Source organism: Rhodoblastus sp., assembly GCF_052145335.1.
In the GTDB taxonomy this organism is placed as follows: domain Bacteria; phylum Pseudomonadota; class Alphaproteobacteria; order Rhizobiales; family Beijerinckiaceae; genus Rhodoblastus.
On record NZ_JBKQOU010000151.1, the window covers coordinates 1 to 16316 of the forward strand.

The window sequence follows — 16316 nt, forward strand, 5'->3', positions numbered from 1 at the left end:
CTGGAATTCATCGGGATCCAATTGCCAAATCCGCGCATCGAAGTCTCGGGGATTTATTACGAGCGCAAATATGGCGACGCGCCGCCGGGAACGCAGGTCGATCTGACCTTCGCCGATATCTTGCAAGACTTGAAACTGCCGCTGTTCAACCAGCACGACGCCTTCGCCGACGCGCTGATGACCGCAATGATCTATCTCGGCCTGAAGGATTTCACCGAGCGCGGGATTCGCATTCCGCGGCCGCGGCACAAGGGCGTCGGCGAGTTTCATGGCGGCTAAAAAAAGCCCGGCGAAAACCGGGCTCCTTTTCTCGAAAGACTTTGCCTCGGCTGGAATCAGCCCATGAACGGCTTGCCGACCGGAAGGATGTCGCTGCCGGACAGGCTGCGCAGGATGATATGGGACATCATGTACCAGGCGAGCAGGGCGCAGACGATCAGATCCCAGGCGGCGAAGCTTTTAAGCTCGGGATGGCCCCAATTGACGAGGACCAGGCTTACAAATCCGATCATCAAGGTGCTGAAAGTCAGGAACATGGCTTTCGAAACCCAGAGCGAGGCGAACCAGAGTCCGACGGTGAACAGGCTCCAGCCGAACAGCAGCCAGCCGAGATCGTTTTCATTGAGCGCCAGCATCTTGATGCCGGAAGTCGATCCCAGCAGATAGGCGCAGAGCGAAATCCAGAAGGCGCCATAGGAACAGAAAGCGGCATAGCCGAAATTATTGCCCATCTTCTGTTCCTGGAAGCCGGCCATCATCTGCACCGCGCCGCCGAAGATAAATCCGAGCGAGAGGACCGGGCCGAGGCCAATCCATCCCAGATTGTGAAATTGCAGCATCATCGTGGTCAAACCGAAGGCGCCCAGACCGACTACCGCCGGATTGCCAAACGGATTGCTGGGTTTTGCCGGTTCGAAAAAAGAGTCGGACATGTTTTGCTTCCTTCATCGGGATTAATATTTATCGGAACCTTCGAAGTGACGCGAAATGGCTCCTTATGGACGTGATGATCGGCCCCCCCTGGACGCACCAGCCGCCAATTCCGGTGATGCGAACCGCCTGAACGCCCCGTTTTCGGATCTTTTCAGGCAAGCCAACTGCATCCTTGACGGATATTGGCTTACCGGATCATCATCTTGGGCGCGATTAAACAATATGCGTAAGTCGAAGGCCTATTGGCGTCGGGAAATACTTTAGACCGCTTCGAAGTTTGCATGTCTGCCTGCCTGAGGCGTGTGCGAAAAAGTTGAATGATCCCGCCGATTTGCCTATGCAGGGCGTCCGCGCGCGGGAAGCCTGTTCCTCGCGTCGCGCCCGTCACAGGAGCGGCCTTTGAGCGACAGCACGATTTTCGAGACGCGCGGCGAGATCGCCCATTTCATCTTCAACCGGCCGCAGGCGCGCAACGCCCTGACCTTCCAGATGTACGAGGATTTGCGCGAAGCCTGCGAACGCGCCGGCGCCGACGCGAACATCAAGGCGCTGCTGATCTATGGCGCCGGCGACAAGGCTTTCGCCTCTGGCACCGACATCGCCGAATTTCGCGCTTTGCAATCGGCGCAGGACGCCGTGGATTACGAAATCAAGATCGAACGCGTGCTGTCGTCGCTCGAAACCTGCCGCGTTCCGACCATCGCCGCCATCGCCGGCGCCTGCACCGGCGGCGGCGCGGCCATCGCCGCCTGCTGCGATCTGCGCCTTGCCGGCGCCAACGCCAAATTCGGCTTTCCCATCGCCCGCACGCTTGGCAATTGCCTCTCGGTCGCCAATTACGGCCGCCTTGCCGCGTTGATCGGCCCGGCGCGGGTCAAGGACCTGATTTTTACTGCGCGCTTGATCGACGCCGAAGAGGCGAAAATGTTTGGCCTGGTCGGCGAAATCGCCCCGGTCGACGAATTGATGGGCCGCGCGGAAAGCCTGGCGCGGACCGTCGCCGGCCATGCGCCGCTGACCTTGCGCGCCACCAAGGAGGCTTTGGCGCGGCTGCGTCCGCCCATGGAGACCGGCGAGGATCTGGTGGTGATGTGTTATCGCAGCGCCGATTTCCAGGAAGGCATGGAAGCTTTTCTCGCCAAGCGGCCGCCGCAATGGCGCGGCGAATAAGGGCCAGACGCCATGTCTCAAAGTCATGAAGAATTGACGGCTGGCCAGTTCGGCGCCCGCGCCCAGGCCTATGTCGAAAGCGCCGTCCATGCCGGGGGCGCCGATCTCGATGCGCTGGCGGATTTAGCGGCGGCGGCGGGGCCTGCGCACGCTCTCGACCTGGGAACCGGCGGCGGCCATGTCGCCTATCTTCTGGCGCGTCATGCCGGCAAGGTGACGGCGGCCGATCTGTCGCCGGGCATGCTGCAAACGGTGGCCGCGCAGGCGCGCGAAAAAGCCCTGGGCAATATCGAAACGGCAGTGGCGGCGGCGGAAAGCCTGCCTTTCGCCAACGAGACTTTCGATTTTCTCGCCAGCCGCTTTTCGGCCCATCACTGGCGCGATTTCGCTGCCGGCCTGCGCCAGGCCCGGCGCGTTTTGCGCGTCGGCGCGCCGGCCGTTTTCATCGACATCGTTTCGCCGGGACGCGCGCTGCTCGACACCCATCTGCAAACCGTCGAATTGCTGCGCGATCCCTCGCATGTGCGCGATCATGCGCTCGACGCGTGGTTTTCCGCGCTGACGAGCGCCGGCTTTTCCGTCCGCTCTTGCCGCACCTGGCGGCTGCGCATGGATTTCGCCGTCTGGACCGAGCGGATGGGCACGCCGGCGCCGCTGGCCAAGGCGATTCGCATCCTGCAGGAAAAAGCGGCTGCCGAAACCCGCGCCCATTTCGCGATCGAAGACGATGGCTCCTTCTGGCTCGACGCGGCGATGATCGAAACATGTTCCGTTGAAACTTTTTCCGTCCCTGGGGCGTAACTTCTCAGGCGTTTGGGCGTAATTTTTCAAACAGCCGCGACGCCGCTTTGGCCCTTGAGTCTGGTTGCGTTACGTGAATATGCGCAACTGACGAGCCTTTTCCGATCCGATTGAATCGGATCGTGGCTCTAGTTTTTTGTTTTTACGCGTTTTCTTCAAGCGAACCGGTATCCACTTCGCTTTAAAACGCTCTAACGTAGCGTAATAAGGTGCTGCAATTCATGATTAAAACATCATGGAGTTGTGCTCATCTCCCGTTTTGTTATGGTTTTCACGTCGAGTAAATTGCTTTTTAATTTGTTGAGGCAGCCTCCGTCAAAGCAACTTCTTGTCGATCCAAGTCATCGTCGCGGCTTGCCGCCGCGATGACGAGAGCTGTGTGGGGATCCCATGGAAACGCCGAATTTCATCGATCGCCATGTCGGCAGGCGGCTGCGGCAGTTGCGGCTGGAGCGCGGCGTGGATCCGAAGGTTCTGGCGCGGACGCTGGGAGTGACCACGGCGCGTCTTGAAGGGCTGGAAGCGGGAAAAGAGCGGCTGCCCGCCGAGATGATGCGCAGGGTTTCGCGGATCTTGCGCGCGCAGCCGTCCGAATTTTTCTGCGGACTGGTGGAGGAGGGCAGGGAGAGCGCGAAAGAGGCCGCCGTCCCGGCGTCGGTGGCCGACCAGGAGCAGCGACTGCTCGCCGGTTTCGCGCGCATCCGCGACGCCAGATCCCGTGAAACCATATTGGCGCTGGTCGCGGCCTATGCTGAATTCGGTGACCTAGAGCAGAAGTGATGCGGGTTTCATCGCCTGTGCGCTCAAGCGGACCTTTTGTTCAAGCGGCGCGAACCGAATTGAGAAAGCGATGGACTTCCACGCCCAGCTTTTGCGCCTGCTGCGACAATTCCCTGGCCGAGGCCAGCATCTGCACCGAGACCGCGCTGGAGTTCTGCGCAGTTTCCATCACGCCGCCGATATTGGCGGCCACTTCCCTGGCGCTTTCAGAGGCGGCATGAATATTTTGGGCGATTTCCTGGGTTGCGGCGCCCTGTTGTTCGACGGCGCCGGCGATGGTTTCGGAAATCGCGCGCACCTGATCGGTGGTCTGGACGATCGAGGAAATGAAACCGGCGGCGTGCTGGGTCGAATTCTGGATGCCGGCGATCTGAGCGGAGATTTCCGCCGTGGCCTTGGTGGTTTGCTCGGCGAGGATTTTCACTTCCTGGGCGACGACGGCGAAGCCGCGTCCCGCTTCTCCGGCTCGCGCCGCCTCGATGGTGGCGTTGAGGGCGAGCATGTTGGTCTGGCCGGCGATATCGGTGATGAGGCTGACGATGCCGCCGATCTTTTCGGCCGCCGCCGATAATTGGCGCATCAGCTGGTCGGTTTTTTCGGTTTGCGCCGCCGCATCGGCGGCCATGCAGCGCGAGCGCTGCACATGGTCGCGGATTTCCCGGATAGAGCAGGACAATTGCTCGGTAGCCGAAGCCACCGAGCCGACATTGCCGGAAGCGGTTTCCGAAGCGGCGGCGACCGCCTCCGCCTGCGCGGCGGTTTCGGTCGCGGTGTGGGTCAATAAGGTGGCGGTCGCTTGCATTTCGGTCGCCGCCGAGGAAACGCCGCCGACGATGGCGTTGACGGTACGATCGAAGGTCTCGGCCAGCGACGCCATCACGCTTCGCCTTTCCGTTTCTGCATTGGTCCGCGCCACATCGGCCTGGCGTTCGATCTGGCGCGTCTGTTCCATCTTGCCCTTGAAAACTTCGAGCGCCCGCGCCAGGGCGCCGATTTCGTCCCCGCGGTCGCCGCCGACGACCTTCGCCTGGAGATCGCCGGCGGCGAGACGCTGCAGGGCCTGGGCAGCTTCGCGGATCGGCCGCGCGAGGCCAAGAATCAAAGCTATGGCGACGAAGATGCTGATCGCGACGACCAGAACCAGAGCGGCGAAGACCAGCGCGCGCCTTTCTTCATATTGCGACTTGATGGCGTCGGCCGCGTCCTTGCCGCCGCGGCGGTTGAACTCGATTGCCTCCTTCAGCGCGTCGGCCGCCGCTTTCTTGGCGGCAAAATCAAAGGTGAGAAACTGATCGGCGGCGTCCGCCCTCTCGCCCTTGCTGGCGAGTTCCATGGTGTGACGGGCCGAAGCGCGGAATTTCGGCCAAAGCTCGCCGAAATTTTTCATCGGCCCGACGTCTTCGGCTCCCGGCGTGATGAAGGGCTCGAAGTCGCGATAGGCGGCGTCGACGGCGTCGGCGGCGGCGTGAAAGGAGGTCTCGGCGGCGTCGGCCCGGTCCGGATGGGCTTCGTAAACCAGAAGAAGTTTGGCTTCCTTGATGCGAAATTCCTGCAGCGCATCTTCTATCGCATCGATCCTGTTGGTAGATGGCAGCCAGTCGGCGCGCATCGCCTCGGCGCTGGCGTTGAAACTCGACATCTGCGCCAGCGCGAGCACGCCGAGAGCGAGGAAAGTCAATGTTGACAGGGTGAAAGCGGCGATGATCTTGGCGCCAATATTGATGTTTCGCCAAAAGCGCATTTCGTCATCCTCTGGAGCCCGGCGCCGAGTGCATCGGAACGGGGCTCGATTGCTTGCTGCGTTTTCATGCAAAGCGCTTCGCTTGAAAACGCCTGAAAAATCTTTGGCTTCAGGAATAGGACGGCAAACTTGTCTCGGGCTGTTCGCCTTCTTGCGGCGGTCCTGTGATCCATGTCATTTTCTTGCGCCAGGGCTGCGCCCATGATGGCTTGCTTTTTGCGCAGATTTTCGAGCGAAGTGGATGCCGGTTCACTTGAAGAAAGCGCGTAAATTAAAAGCTGGATGCCGCTCCGCTCCGATTTTGATCCAGCCGTGACAGGGAGGCGCAGTGAATTTTCCCGCCAGCGGCCCCATCCACGGCCACGCCATGCCCCAAGGCGTCCAAACCGGGCGTTCCCACTCGCCCCGCGGCGGTCTGGCGTCGCTGTCGCTGGGCGCGCTCGGCGTGGTTTATGGCGACATCGGCACCTCGCCGCTCTACGCCATGGATCAGATTTTCCAGCCCGGCGTGGCCCGGACGACGGAAAACGTGCTTGGCGGCGTCTCCCTGGTGATATGGGCGCTGACCGTGATCGTCGCGATCAAATATGCGCTTCTCGTGCTGCGCGCGCATAACGAGGGCGAGGGCGGCGTTTTCGCGCTTTATGGCCTGTTGCACCGCCGAAACAACCGTTACGCCCGCCTGACCCTATGGTCGCTGATGCTGGGCGCGGGCCTGCTGCTGGGCGACGGCATGATCACGCCGGCGATCAGCGTGCTTTCCGCCGTCGAGGGGCTGCAGGCGGCGACGCCGGCGCTGGGGCGCGCGGTAATTCCCGTCACCCTGGTCCTGCTCGCCGGGCTTTTCGCCTTGCAGTCCCGCGGCACGGCCGGCATAGGCCGGATTTTCGGGCCCATTGTCGCCCTGTGGTTCGGCGTCATCGCGGTGCTCGGCGCCCGGCAGGTCGGCGCGAATCCCGAGGTTCTCGCCGCGTTCAATCCGCTCTACGGCGCGCGCTTTCTGGTCAACGCGGGCGGGCTCAACATGCTGGCCATACTGGGCGCGGTGATGCTGGTCGTCACCGGCGGCGAGGCCATGTACGCCGATCTTGGCCATTTCGGCGCCGGCCCGATCCGGCTGAGCTGGTTCGCGGTGGTCTTTCCCGCGCTGCTGCTCAATTATCTTGGTCAAGGCGCACATCTGCTGAGCGGAGCGCCCGTGGTCGAGGGCATGTTGTTCTACAGCCTGACGCCGCCGCAACTGCTTTATCCGATGGTGGGGCTGGCGACGCTGGCCACCGTCATCGCCTCGCAATCGCTGATTTCCGGCGCCTTCTCGCTGACCTTGCAGGCGATCCGGCTGGGACTTTTTCCGCGTATCCAGTTGCTTCACACCCATGCCGCCCACGCCGGCCAGATTTACGTGCCCTTCATCAACTGGGGCCTGTTCTGCGGCTGCGTCTTTCTCGTGCTGTCGTTCGGATCGGCGGGCGCTCTGGCGGCGGCCTATGGCTTGGCGGTGTCTGGCGTCATGGTCATCACTTCGCTGGCCATGTATGGGATCGCCCGCCGCTACTGGGGCTGGAGTCGCGCGAAATCCGTCCTGGTCTGGGGCGCGCTGACGGCGGTCAACGGCGCTTTTCTCACTGCCTCCTCGCTGAAATTCTTCGAGGGCGGCTATATTCCGCTGCTGGTCGGCCTGGCGGTTTTTGCCGTCATGGCGACCTGGCGATGGGGCCGCAAGGCGACTTTCGCCGCCTATAAGGCGAAAGACGCGATGACCATGGGCGAATTGGTCGAGAAATATCGCGCCGCCGAACATTTCATGGAGCGCGACGCTCTGGTCATGTCCTCGAAACCATTGAACTCGCTGGAAGACAGGGCTCCGGCCCTGATGCAGATGCTGTGGGACCGCAACGGCGTGCTGCCTCGCCATCTGATTTTCGTCGAGGTCACCCACGTCACGACGCCCTATATCGAGGACAATCGTTACAGGGTGACGACTTTTTACCGCGAGCCGGATAGAGGCGCGGTGATCGGCGTGAATTTGAGTTTCGGTTTCATGGAGGAGCCGGACGTCGAAAAATGGCTGGAAGATCTCGCCCGCCACAAGCAGATCGACCTGCCGCCGACCCGGCGACGCTGGATCGTGCATGTGGCGCATGAAAACCTGCTGCCGGCGCGCAAAATGGGACTCTTGCGACTGTTGCGCTTCCGGCTGTTCCTTTTTCTGCGCCTCGTTTCGCGCCCGGCCTATTATTATTACGGACTGGGCAATCAGGTGCAGCTCTCGGCCGAAATTTTCCCGGTGCGGGTGCGATGACGACCTGATTTCAGCGCGTCAGCTCCTTCATCGCCGCCTCGATCCCCTCGAGCGTCAGAGGGAACATGCGATCCTCCATGATCCGCTGGATCATGCCGATCGACTGCGTATAGCGCCAGTGCGTCTCAGGAGTCGGATTGAGCCAGACGGCGTGCGGCCAGCATTGCAGCGCCCGCTCCAGCCAGACTTTTCCCGTCTCTTCGTTGACATATTCGACCGCGCCGCCCTCCATGACGATCTCATAGGGGCTCATCGAGGCGTCGCCGACGAAGATCAGCTTGTAATCATGCGGAAAGGTGTGCAGCAGGTCCCAGGTGGCAAGCTTTTCCGAATGGCGGCGCTGGTTGTTCTTCCATACGCTTTCATAAAGGCAATTGTGGAAGTAGTAATGCTCCAGATGCTTGAATTCGGTGCGCGCGGCGGCGAATAAATGCTCCACCTGCTCGATATGCCAGTCCATCGAGCCGCCGATGTCGAACAGCAGCAAAACCTTGACCGCATTGCGCCGTTCCGGGCGCAGCTTGAGATCGAGAAAGCCCTGGCGCGCCGTCGCGCCGATGGTGCCGTCGAGATCGAGTTCTTCCGCCGCGCCGGTGCGCGCCAGTTTGCGCAGGCGGCGCAAAGCCAGTTTGATATTTCGCGGTCCCAGTTCTTCAGCCCCGTCGAGATCCTTGAATTCGCGCTTGTCCCAGACTTTGACCGCGCGAAAATTGCGGTTGCCGTCCTGGCCGATGCGGATCCCTTCCGGATTATAGCCATAGGCGCCGAAGGGCGAGGTTCCGCCCGTGCCGATCCATTTATTGCCGCCCTGATGGCGCCCCTTCTGCTCTTCGAGACGCTTTTTGAGCGTCTCCATGAGCTTGTCCCAGCCGAGCGCCTCGATTTCCTTCTTCTCCTCCTCGGTGAGGAATTTTTCCGTCAGCTTTTTCAGCCATTCTGCGGGGATCTCGGCGTTTTTCGCCAGATCGCCGGCGGATTCGAGGCCCTTGAACACCGTGCCGAATACGCGATCGAACTTGTCGAGATTGCGCTCGTCCTTCACCAGGCAGGTGCGGGCGAGGTAATAGAATTCATCGACCGACTTTTCCGCCAGATCGACGGACAGCGCCTGGCAGAGAGTCAGGTATTCGCGCAGCGAGACAGGAACCTGCGCCTCGCGCAGGGCGGTGAAGAAGTGGATCAGCATGGCGCCAGTCTGCCACGGGGCCGCCAAGTGGTCACGGCAAAAAAACCTACGTCACGGCAAAAAAAGCCGACGATGGCGAACCATCGTCGGCGATCGGTCCGGTCAGCCCGAGAGCTGACCGGGTGAGATCAAATCTCAGTACTTGGCGACGACGGCCTTCGGAGCTTCCGGGGCCCACAGCGGCACGATGAGATGCACGTTGACCTGAGTCTCGTGAGCCTGGTAGTTATGCTCGTAGACGTCGGAGGCGACGATCAACTGGGTGATCACCGGACCGAAGTTGTAGCCAACCAGGCCGCCGAGGGCGAACTGCGACTGAGCCTGACCGGCGTAGTTGGTCCAGGCCGCGCCGTTGAAGCCGCTGCCAGGGCCGGCGAGATTGGTGTTGCTGCCCGGAACGTTGAAATCGGTCGAACCGAAGGCCACCATACCGACTTCCCACTTGCCGAAGGTGTGGGTCAGGCCGAGGTCGTAGTTGAAGTAGTCGTTGTTGTTGCAGGTGGCGTTCGGCAGGCCGAGGACCGGGCTGGGCGCGCCGACGGAGCAGGAGCCCTGCGTCAGGAGCTCGCCGAACATCAAGTTGGCGGTGAAGTTCCAGCCATTCATGTGATAGGCGATGGCAAGCTGCTCATGCAGGGTGGTGCGGTTGTAGGCGTTGCCCAGGTCGCCGCCGCTGATCGGCAGATAGGCGCCCATGAGAGCCGACACGCTCCAGCCGTTGCCGAGGTTCCAGGCGAGCTGGCCAGCGACGAAGGGGTTGTACATGCCGTGGACGTAGCCGCCGCTGCCGTTGGTGGCATTGAGGAGGGCAGGCTTGACGTAGCCGAGGACGCCGCCGACGGCGCCGTTGATGTGGTTATAGCCGGCTTCGAGCATCGGAGCAGCAGCGAGCAATTGCACGCGGGCGCCGAGGAGGGTCCAGGGGGTCGACCAGGCGATGATCGGAACTTGGTAGTTCAGGCTCGAGTTGCCGTTGGTCATGGTGTCGCCGACGGAACCCGGGTTGTAGCCGCGGAAGTTGCCGACGCTCAGGAGGTCGACGAAGTACACGCCTTCCGGCAGCGGGGAGGCGAGGTCGAGACCAGCGCGTTCGCCCGGGGGGTTGGTCGAGGCGGCGAGGGCGGCGCCCGACGTCAGCGCGAGAGCGGCGACAGCGCCGAGCAGTTTAACCTTGATGTTCATTTCGAATACCCCTCCCGAGGGTTTCAGTTTAAGTGTAAACTAAAAGTCAATTTCAGTCCCGTGGTCCCTGTTCAGCCGAGGCCGTCATATTTTCATCACGGGACATCCGAGGACTTTACACTAATCGAATGCGTAGCTCGGCAGAAGCCCGGACGGCTTGAAACCGCCCCATTTTCGCCGTTTTGAACCACTTGGAAGCGCCGCGTGACTGAAATGTCACATTTTCGCTTCCCTCGGTTTCACAATTGAATCCTGAGCCATCCGCCGGGAGACGCGCCGTGATGGCAAGCGGCGCCGACTGCGGCGAAACCGGCTTGCACCGCGCAAAAAGAGCCTTTCCAATCCGCGAATCGCCCGAAAGCACGATTTGCGTCGGCGCCACTTGCTCGCCGCTTGCTGCGGCGCCACATTGGCCGAACTCGCGCAGCCTTCGCGATGAACTGCAAAACGGTACAGCACATGCGCTTCAACGGATCCAGCAAATATGTCGCGACGCAGGACTTGCGCGTCGCTGTAAACGCCGCGCTGACGCTGGAGCGTCCCCTTCTGGTCAAGGGCGAGCCCGGAACCGGCAAGACCGTGCTGGCCGAAGAGGTCGCCACGGCTCTGCCGGCGCGGCTTTTGACCTGGCACATCAAATCGACGACCAAGGCGCAGCAGGGGCTTTACGAATATGACGCCGTCTCGCGGCTCCGCGATTCGCAACTGGGCGATCCGCGCGTCACTGAAATCGGCCATTACATCAAGCGCGGCAAATTATGGGAGGCTTTCACCGCCGAAGAACCGATGGTCCTGCTGATCGATGAAATCGACAAGGCCGACATCGAATTCCCCAACGACCTGCTGCTCGAACTCGACCGGATGGAGTTTCACGTCTACGAGACCGGCGAAACCATCCGCGCCAAAAAGCGGCCGCTGGTCATCATCACCTCCAATAATGAAAAGGAGCTCCCGGACGCATTCCTGCGGCGCTGCTTCTTCCATTACATCCAGTTTCCCGACAAGCCGACGATGGAGGCGATTGTCGCGGCGCATTACCCCAATCTGAAACGCAACCTGGTCGAGGAGGCGCTGCGGCTGTTCTTCCAGATGCGCGATGTGCCCGGCCTGAAGAAAAAACCCTCGACCTCGGAATTGCTCGACTGGCTGAAACTGCTGCTCAGCGAGGACATCACTCCTGAACAATTGCGCGAGAGCGACACATCCAAACTGATTCCGCCGCTGCACGGCGCCCTGCTGAAGAACGAGCAGGACGTGCATATGTTCGAGAAGCTTGCCTTCCTGCACCGCCGCGAACGGCGGTGAGGTCTTAGCCGGCGCGCTGCTCCAGCAAATCGGCGATGGCCGCGAGCGCGGTTTCCGCCGCCGCGCCGTCGGGTCCCCCGGCCTGCGCCATGTCGGGACGGCCGCCGCCGCCTTTGCCGCCAAGCTTTTCCGCGGCGAGGCGGACGAAGTCGACGGCGTTGAATCTGGAAGTCAGATCGGGCGTGACCGCGACCACCACGCCGGCGCGGCCGTCCGCGGATATGCCGACAATGGCGACGATCCCGGAGCCGATGGTCTGTTTGGCTTCGTCGGCCAGCGATTTCAGATCCTTCATTTCGACGCCGGAAACGGCGCGCGAAAAATAATTCACGCCAGCGATCTGGCGCCCGGGCTGCTCCGCCGATCCGCCTCCGCCCATGGCGAGCTTTTTGCGCGCTTCATTGAGTTCGCGCTCCAGTTTCTTGCGTTCTTCGAGCACGGCGGCGAGGCGTTCGGAAGCGTCCTCTACCGGCGCGCGGAGCAGGCCGGAGAGATCGCGCAACACCCGCGCTTCTGCATTGAGATGGCGCCGCGCGGCCATGCCGGTCTTGGCCTCGATACGCTGCACGCCGGCCGCCACGGCGCTGCGCCCGACGATCGACACCAGCCCGATGTCGCCGGTGCGGGAAACATGGACGCCGCCGCATAATTCGACCGAAAAGGCGCGGCGCGCGCCGCCGCCCATCGAGACCACGCGCACTTCGTCGCCGTATTTCTCGCCGAACAGCGCGCGGGCGCCCGATTCGACCGCCTGATCGACCGCCATCAGGCGGGTGACCACGGGGGCGTTTTCCAGCACCACCTGGTTGGCGATGTCCTCGACCTCCGCCAGCTCCTGATCGGTGATGGGCTTGGGATGGGCGAAGTCGAAACGCAGCTTGTCGGGCGCGACCAGCGAACCCTTCTGCGCGACATGATCGCCCAGGACCTCGCGCAACGCCTCGTGCAGCAGATGGGTGGCGGAATGATTGGCGCGGATGGCGGTGCGCCGTTCGTGATCGACTTCGAGCTCAAGAGCCAAACCCGCCGTGACTTCGCCTTCCTCGACGACGACCTCGTGCACGAAGAGGTCGCCAACTTTCTTGCTGGTGTTTTCGACGCGCATCCTGACTTTCGGGCCGTGCAAAACGCCGGTGTCGCCGACCTGGCCGCCGGATTCGGCATAGAATGGCGTCTGGTTGAGAATGACGCAGCCTTTTTCGCCGGCCGAAAGCTTTTCCACCAAGGCGCCATCGCGCACCAGCGCCGTCACCACGCCTTCAGCTTTTTCCGTGTCGTAGCCGAGGAAATCGCTGGAGCCGGCCTTGTCCTTGACCGCGAACCACACCGTTTCGGTGGCCGACTCGCCAGAGCCGGTCCACGCCTTGCGCGCCTCGGCGCGCTGACGCTGCATGGCGGCGTCGAAAGCGGTGGTGTCGACGCCGATCTTGCGGGCGCGCAAAGCTTCCTGGGTCAGGTCGAGCGGGAAGCCGAACGTGTCGTAAAGCTTGAAGGCGACGTCGCCGGAGAGCTTTTCGCCGGCCTGCAAATCCCTGGCTTCCTCGTCGAGAATGGTCAGGCCGCGCGCAAGGGTGACGCGGAAGCGGGTTTCTTCCAGCTTCAGCGTTTCTTCGATCAGCGCCTGCGCGCGGATGAGTTCGGGATAGGCGGCGCCCATCTCGCGCACCAGCGCCGGGACCAGGCGCCACATCAGCGGATCGCGGGCGCCGAGCATTTGCGCATGGCGCATGGCGCGGCGCATGATGCGGCGCAACACATAGCCGCGCCCCTCGTTGGCGGGGAGAACGCCGTCGGCGACAAGGAAGGACGAAGCGCGTAAATGGTCGGCGATGATGCGGTGGCTCGCCTGCATCGGGCCATCGGGATCGACTCCGGTGGCCTCGGCGACGGCGTGGATCAGGGCGCGGAACAGGTCGATCTGATAGTTCGAATGGACGCCCTGCATCAGGGCGGCGACGCGCTCCAGTCCCATGCCGGTATCGATCGACGGCCGGGGCAGGGGGACGCGCTGGCCGGGTGAAACCTGCTCATATTGCATGAAGACCAGGTTCCAGAACTCGAGGAACCGGTCGCCGTCCTCGTCCGGGCTGCCGGGCGGTCCGCCTAGCAGCGCTTCGCCCTGGTCGTAGAAAATCTCGGAACAGGGGCCGCAGGGTCCGGTCTCGCCCATCGACCAGAAATTGTCGCTGGTGGCGATGCGGATGATGCGGTCGTCGGAGAAACCGGCGATCTTTTTCCACAGATCGAAAGCTTCGTCGTCGTCATGATAGACGGTGACGAGAAGCTTGTCCTTCGGCAGGGCGAAATCCTTGACGATCAGCTCCCAGGCGAGAGCGATGGCCTGCTCCTTGAAATAATCGCCGAAGGAGAAATTGCCGAGCATCTCGAAGAATGTGTGGTGGCGCGCGGTATAGCCGACATTGTCGAGATCGTTATGCTTGCCGCCGGCGCGCACGCATTTCTGCGAAGAGGCGGCGCGGACGTAGTCGCGCTTTTCGGCGCCGGTGAACAGATTCTTGAACGGCACCATTCCGGCGTTGGTGAACATCAGCGTCGGATCGTTGCGGGGGACGAGCGACGAGGACTCGACCGGGGTGTGGCCGTTCCTGGCGAAATAATCGAGAAAACCGGACCTTATTTCGTTGACGCCGCTCATGGAATGTTCTCGATCCTCTGCCGCAATCCGGCCGCCCGCCGCGCCAAGTCCGGCGCGAAAGCCCCATATATGGAGAGGGCAGGCCGCCTTATCTACCGACAGGCCGCGAAGCTGTCGAGAGCGGCCGGCCGATTAAATCGACGACCGTGCGTTCGCGCCCAAGGCCCTTTCAGCGGGGGGCGCCTTTCTTCCCATAGCCGCGTCGGCAGGCGGTTATGGGAAGCGGGAGGGCGGCCTCAGGCGTCGGTGTCTTCGGCGCCGGGGTCGATATTGTCGAGGATTCGTTCGGCGATCAGGCCGGCGTTCTCGCGGATCGTCTGTTCGATCCGCGCGGCGGCGTCCGGATTGGCTTTCAGGAAAGCCTTGGCGTTTTCGCGGCCCTGGCCGAGGCGCTGGCTGTCGAAGGAGAACCAGGCGCCGGATTTTTCAACGACGCCGGCCTTGACGCCGAGATCGACCAATTCGCCATATTTCGATACGCCTTCGCCATACATGATGTCGAACTCGACCTGTTTGAACGGCGGAGCGACCTTGTTCTTGACGACCTTCACCCGCGTCTGATTGCCGATCACTTCCTCGCGGTCCTTGATCGCGCCGACGCGGCGGATATCCAGACGCACGGAAGCGTAAAATTTCAAGGCGTTGCCGCCGGTGGTGGTTTCCGGCGAGCCGTACATCACGCCGATCTTCATGCGGATCTGGTTGATGAAGATCACCATGGTCCGAGACTTGGAAATCGAGCCGGTGAGCTTGCGCAAAGCCTGGCTCATCAACCGCGCCTGCAGGCCCGGCTGGACATCGCCCATCTCGCCGTCAATTTCGGCGCGGGGAACGAGGGCGGCGACCGAATCGATCACCAGCACGTCGACGGCGCCGGAGCGCACCAGAGTATCGGTGATTTCCAGCGCCTGTTCGCCGGTGTCGGGCTGGGAGATCAGCAGGTCGTCGAGCTGGACGCCGAGTTTTCGCGCATAAACCGGATCGAGGGCATGTTCGGCGTCGACAAAGGCGCACACGCCGCCGGCTTTCTGCGCCTCGGCGATGGTGTGCAAGGCCAGCGTCGTCTTGCCGGAGGATTCCGGGCCGTAGATTTCGATTACGCGCCCGCGCGGCAGGCCTCCGACGCCGAGCGCGATGTCAAGGCCGAGGGAACCTGTGGAAATGGTCTCGATTTCGGTCACCGCCTGGTTTTTCCCGAGCCGCATGATCGAGCCTTTGCCAAAGGCGCGTTCGATCTGCGACAGGGCGGCGTCGAGAGCCTTGGTTTTGTCCACGGAGGTTCCTTCCACGAGGCGGAGATTCGCTTGCGACATCAGGTCTATCCTTTTGGCATGGGTGGCGCGGGGGATGCAATCAGCTTGTAAGTTGCAGCAATGTACCGTGTTTGTTCCGTTGCGCAAGTTCTTTTTATGTTCTCCTCGGGGGGTATAGGGAACCCGCAGCGTGAGCACACTTATGACCAGGACCAGCCCGTTCGCTCGCGGTGTATCTCGCCATCGTCGCAGCCGATACGATAGTTCAGCTTCTTGCTGAATGACGGATTAGTCAGGACCACCTAGTGGAATTTGCAGCCCGCGCCGAACAGAGCTGAACACCTTCAACATGGTTGAATTCAATTCCGATTGATGCTTTATGCCCTGCGGAAAACTTTTTACGCGCCATGCGCATCGATTAGTTGGTAAGGGATGCGCCGCTTGTTCTATTTTTGGAAACTTGCTCGTCCGCATCAATATGTCAAAAACACGTTTATCTTTCTCGGGCCCATTTTCGCTGAGGTGTGGAGCCTGGATCTGGCATTCAGACTGATTTTGGCCTTTGCGTCCTTTTCCGCAATGGCGAGCGCCGTCTACGTCTGCAATGACATCTTCGACGTCGAGGCCGATCGCAATCATCCGGTGAAATGCGAAAGGGCGATCGCCAGCGGCGCAATGTCCATCGCATCGTGCTGGAGGTTCGCCGCCGGACTGGCGGCTGTGTCGCTGATTTTGGCTTCGTTTGTAAGTCTCTGGGCCCTCGCCATTATCGCCGCCTATGCGGCTATCCAATTTGGCTATTCGGTCGCATGGAAACATGTCGTTGTCGTCGACGTGATCCTAATTTCGATGGGCTTTATGCTGCGCATCCTGATGGGAACCGCGGGTCTCGGCATCCCGCCGTCATCATGGCTCCTGCTGTGCGGCCTGATGGTGACCCTGTTCCTGGGTTTCGCTAAACGTCGGTCGGAGCTCATGCTTTACGAAAAGAACACTTCGGCCGAAGT

The 16316-nt window shown here is 61.7% G+C and carries 12 protein-coding genes and 1 pseudogene; 7 read left to right on the forward strand and 6 right to left on the reverse strand.

Translation table 11 applies throughout. From position 1 onward, the window contains the following. Nucleotides 1–279 (forward strand): annotated as a pseudogene (locus tag ACLP2E_RS10380) (3'-5' exonuclease); the annotation flags it as partial. Between the two features lie 56 nt (nt 280–335). Here ACLP2E_RS10380 and ACLP2E_RS10385 read toward each other — a convergent pair. Then, the gene (locus ACLP2E_RS10385) at nt 336–932 is read right to left on the reverse strand and encodes an acetate uptake transporter (RefSeq protein ID WP_442463285.1); all 597 of its coding nucleotides are present in this window, start codon (nt 930–932) and stop codon (nt 336–338) included. A 400-nt stretch (nt 933–1332) separates the two neighbouring features. Between ACLP2E_RS10385 and ACLP2E_RS10390 the strand changes: the two genes are divergently transcribed. The 3 genes from ACLP2E_RS10390 to ACLP2E_RS10400 all read left to right on the forward strand — a co-directional run bounded on the left by ACLP2E_RS10390 (nt 1333) and on the right by ACLP2E_RS10400 (nt 3684). Then, the gene (locus ACLP2E_RS10390) at nt 1333–2103 is read left to right on the forward strand and encodes an enoyl-CoA hydratase (protein WP_442463286.1); all 771 of its coding nucleotides are present in this window, start codon (nt 1333–1335) and stop codon (nt 2101–2103) included. A 12-nt stretch (nt 2104–2115) separates the two neighbouring features. Further along, the gene (locus ACLP2E_RS10395; protein WP_442463287.1) at nt 2116–2904 is read left to right on the forward strand and encodes a class I SAM-dependent methyltransferase; all 789 of its coding nucleotides are present in this window, start codon (nt 2116–2118) and stop codon (nt 2902–2904) included. Nucleotides 2905–3294: 390 nt separating this feature from the next. Further along, the gene (locus tag ACLP2E_RS10400; protein WP_442463288.1) at nt 3295–3684 is read left to right on the forward strand and encodes a helix-turn-helix domain-containing protein; all 390 of its coding nucleotides are present in this window, start codon (nt 3295–3297) and stop codon (nt 3682–3684) included. Nucleotides 3685–3724: 40 nt separating this feature from the next. Here ACLP2E_RS10400 and ACLP2E_RS10405 read toward each other — a convergent pair whose 3' ends face one another. Next, nucleotides 3725–5425 (reverse strand): methyl-accepting chemotaxis protein, encoded by a 1701-nt coding sequence (locus ACLP2E_RS10405; protein WP_442463289.1) that lies wholly within the window; start codon nt 5423–5425, stop codon nt 3725–3727. Between the two features lie 328 nt (nt 5426–5753). Between ACLP2E_RS10405 and ACLP2E_RS10410 the strand changes: the two genes are divergently transcribed. Continuing rightward, the gene (locus ACLP2E_RS10410; protein WP_442463290.1) at nt 5754–7727 is read left to right on the forward strand and encodes a KUP/HAK/KT family potassium transporter; all 1974 of its coding nucleotides are present in this window, start codon (nt 5754–5756) and stop codon (nt 7725–7727) included. 10 nt (nt 7728–7737) lie between these two features. Here the strand turns inward: ACLP2E_RS10410 and ACLP2E_RS10415 are convergent, their stop codons facing one another. Together ACLP2E_RS10415 and ACLP2E_RS10420 are read right to left on the reverse strand one after the other, a co-directional pair. Continuing rightward, entirely contained in the window at nt 7738–8913 is a 1176-nt protein-coding gene (locus ACLP2E_RS10415; protein ID WP_442465870.1) for a vWA domain-containing protein, read from the reverse strand. Nucleotides 8914–9048: 135 nt separating this feature from the next. Next, on the reverse strand, nt 9049–10095 hold the full coding sequence (locus ACLP2E_RS10420; protein WP_442465871.1) for a hypothetical protein: 1047 nt from the start codon (nt 10093–10095) through the stop codon (nt 9049–9051). A gap of 459 nt (nt 10096–10554) precedes the next feature. Here ACLP2E_RS10420 and ACLP2E_RS10425 point away from each other — a divergent pair, with 459 nt between their 5' ends. Then, nucleotides 10555–11400: an AAA family ATPase gene (locus tag ACLP2E_RS10425; RefSeq protein ID WP_442463296.1), complete on the forward strand. Its 846-nt coding sequence runs from the start codon at nt 10555–10557 to the stop codon at nt 11398–11400. 4 nt (nt 11401–11404) lie between these two features. Here ACLP2E_RS10425 and alaS read toward each other — a convergent pair whose 3' ends face one another. Then, the gene (gene alaS, locus ACLP2E_RS10430; RefSeq protein WP_442465872.1) at nt 11405–14056 is read right to left on the reverse strand and encodes an alanine--tRNA ligase; all 2652 of its coding nucleotides are present in this window, start codon (nt 14054–14056) and stop codon (nt 11405–11407) included. A gap of 236 nt (nt 14057–14292) precedes the next feature. Next, nucleotides 14293–15369: a recombinase RecA gene (gene recA / locus ACLP2E_RS10435; protein ID WP_442463294.1), complete on the reverse strand. Its 1077-nt coding sequence runs from the start codon at nt 15367–15369 to the stop codon at nt 14293–14295. A gap of 372 nt (nt 15370–15741) precedes the next feature. Between recA and ACLP2E_RS10440 the strand changes: the two genes are divergently transcribed. Beyond that, nucleotides 15742–16316 (forward strand): UbiA prenyltransferase family protein (locus ACLP2E_RS10440; protein WP_442465873.1); only part of this gene is annotated, 575 nt, incomplete at its 3' end.

Coding starts and splice junctions, on each gene's coding strand:
- alaS (WP_442465872.1), bottom strand. CDS start 14,056: ATGAGCGGCGTCAACGAAATAAGGTCCGGTTTTCTCGATTATTTCGCC.
- ACLP2E_RS10425 (WP_442463296.1), top strand. CDS start 10,555: ATGCGCTTCAACGGATCCAGCAAATATGTCGCGACGCAGGACTTGCGC.
- recA (WP_442463294.1), bottom strand. CDS start 15,369: ATGTCGCAAGCGAATCTCCGCCTCGTGGAAGGAACCTCCGTGGACAAA.
- ACLP2E_RS10395 (WP_442463287.1), top strand. CDS start 2,116: ATGTCTCAAAGTCATGAAGAATTGACGGCTGGCCAGTTCGGCGCCCGC.
- ACLP2E_RS10385 (WP_442463285.1), bottom strand. CDS start 932: ATGTCCGACTCTTTTTTCGAACCGGCAAAACCCAGCAATCCGTTTGGC.
- ACLP2E_RS10400 (WP_442463288.1), top strand. CDS start 3,295: ATGGAAACGCCGAATTTCATCGATCGCCATGTCGGCAGGCGGCTGCGG.
- ACLP2E_RS10405 (WP_442463289.1), bottom strand. CDS start 5,425: ATGCGCTTTTGGCGAAACATCAATATTGGCGCCAAGATCATCGCCGCT.
- ACLP2E_RS10420 (WP_442465871.1), bottom strand. CDS start 10,095: ATGAACATCAAGGTTAAACTGCTCGGCGCTGTCGCCGCTCTCGCGCTG.
- ACLP2E_RS10415 (WP_442465870.1), bottom strand. CDS start 8,913: ATGCTGATCCACTTCTTCACCGCCCTGCGCGAGGCGCAGGTTCCTGTC.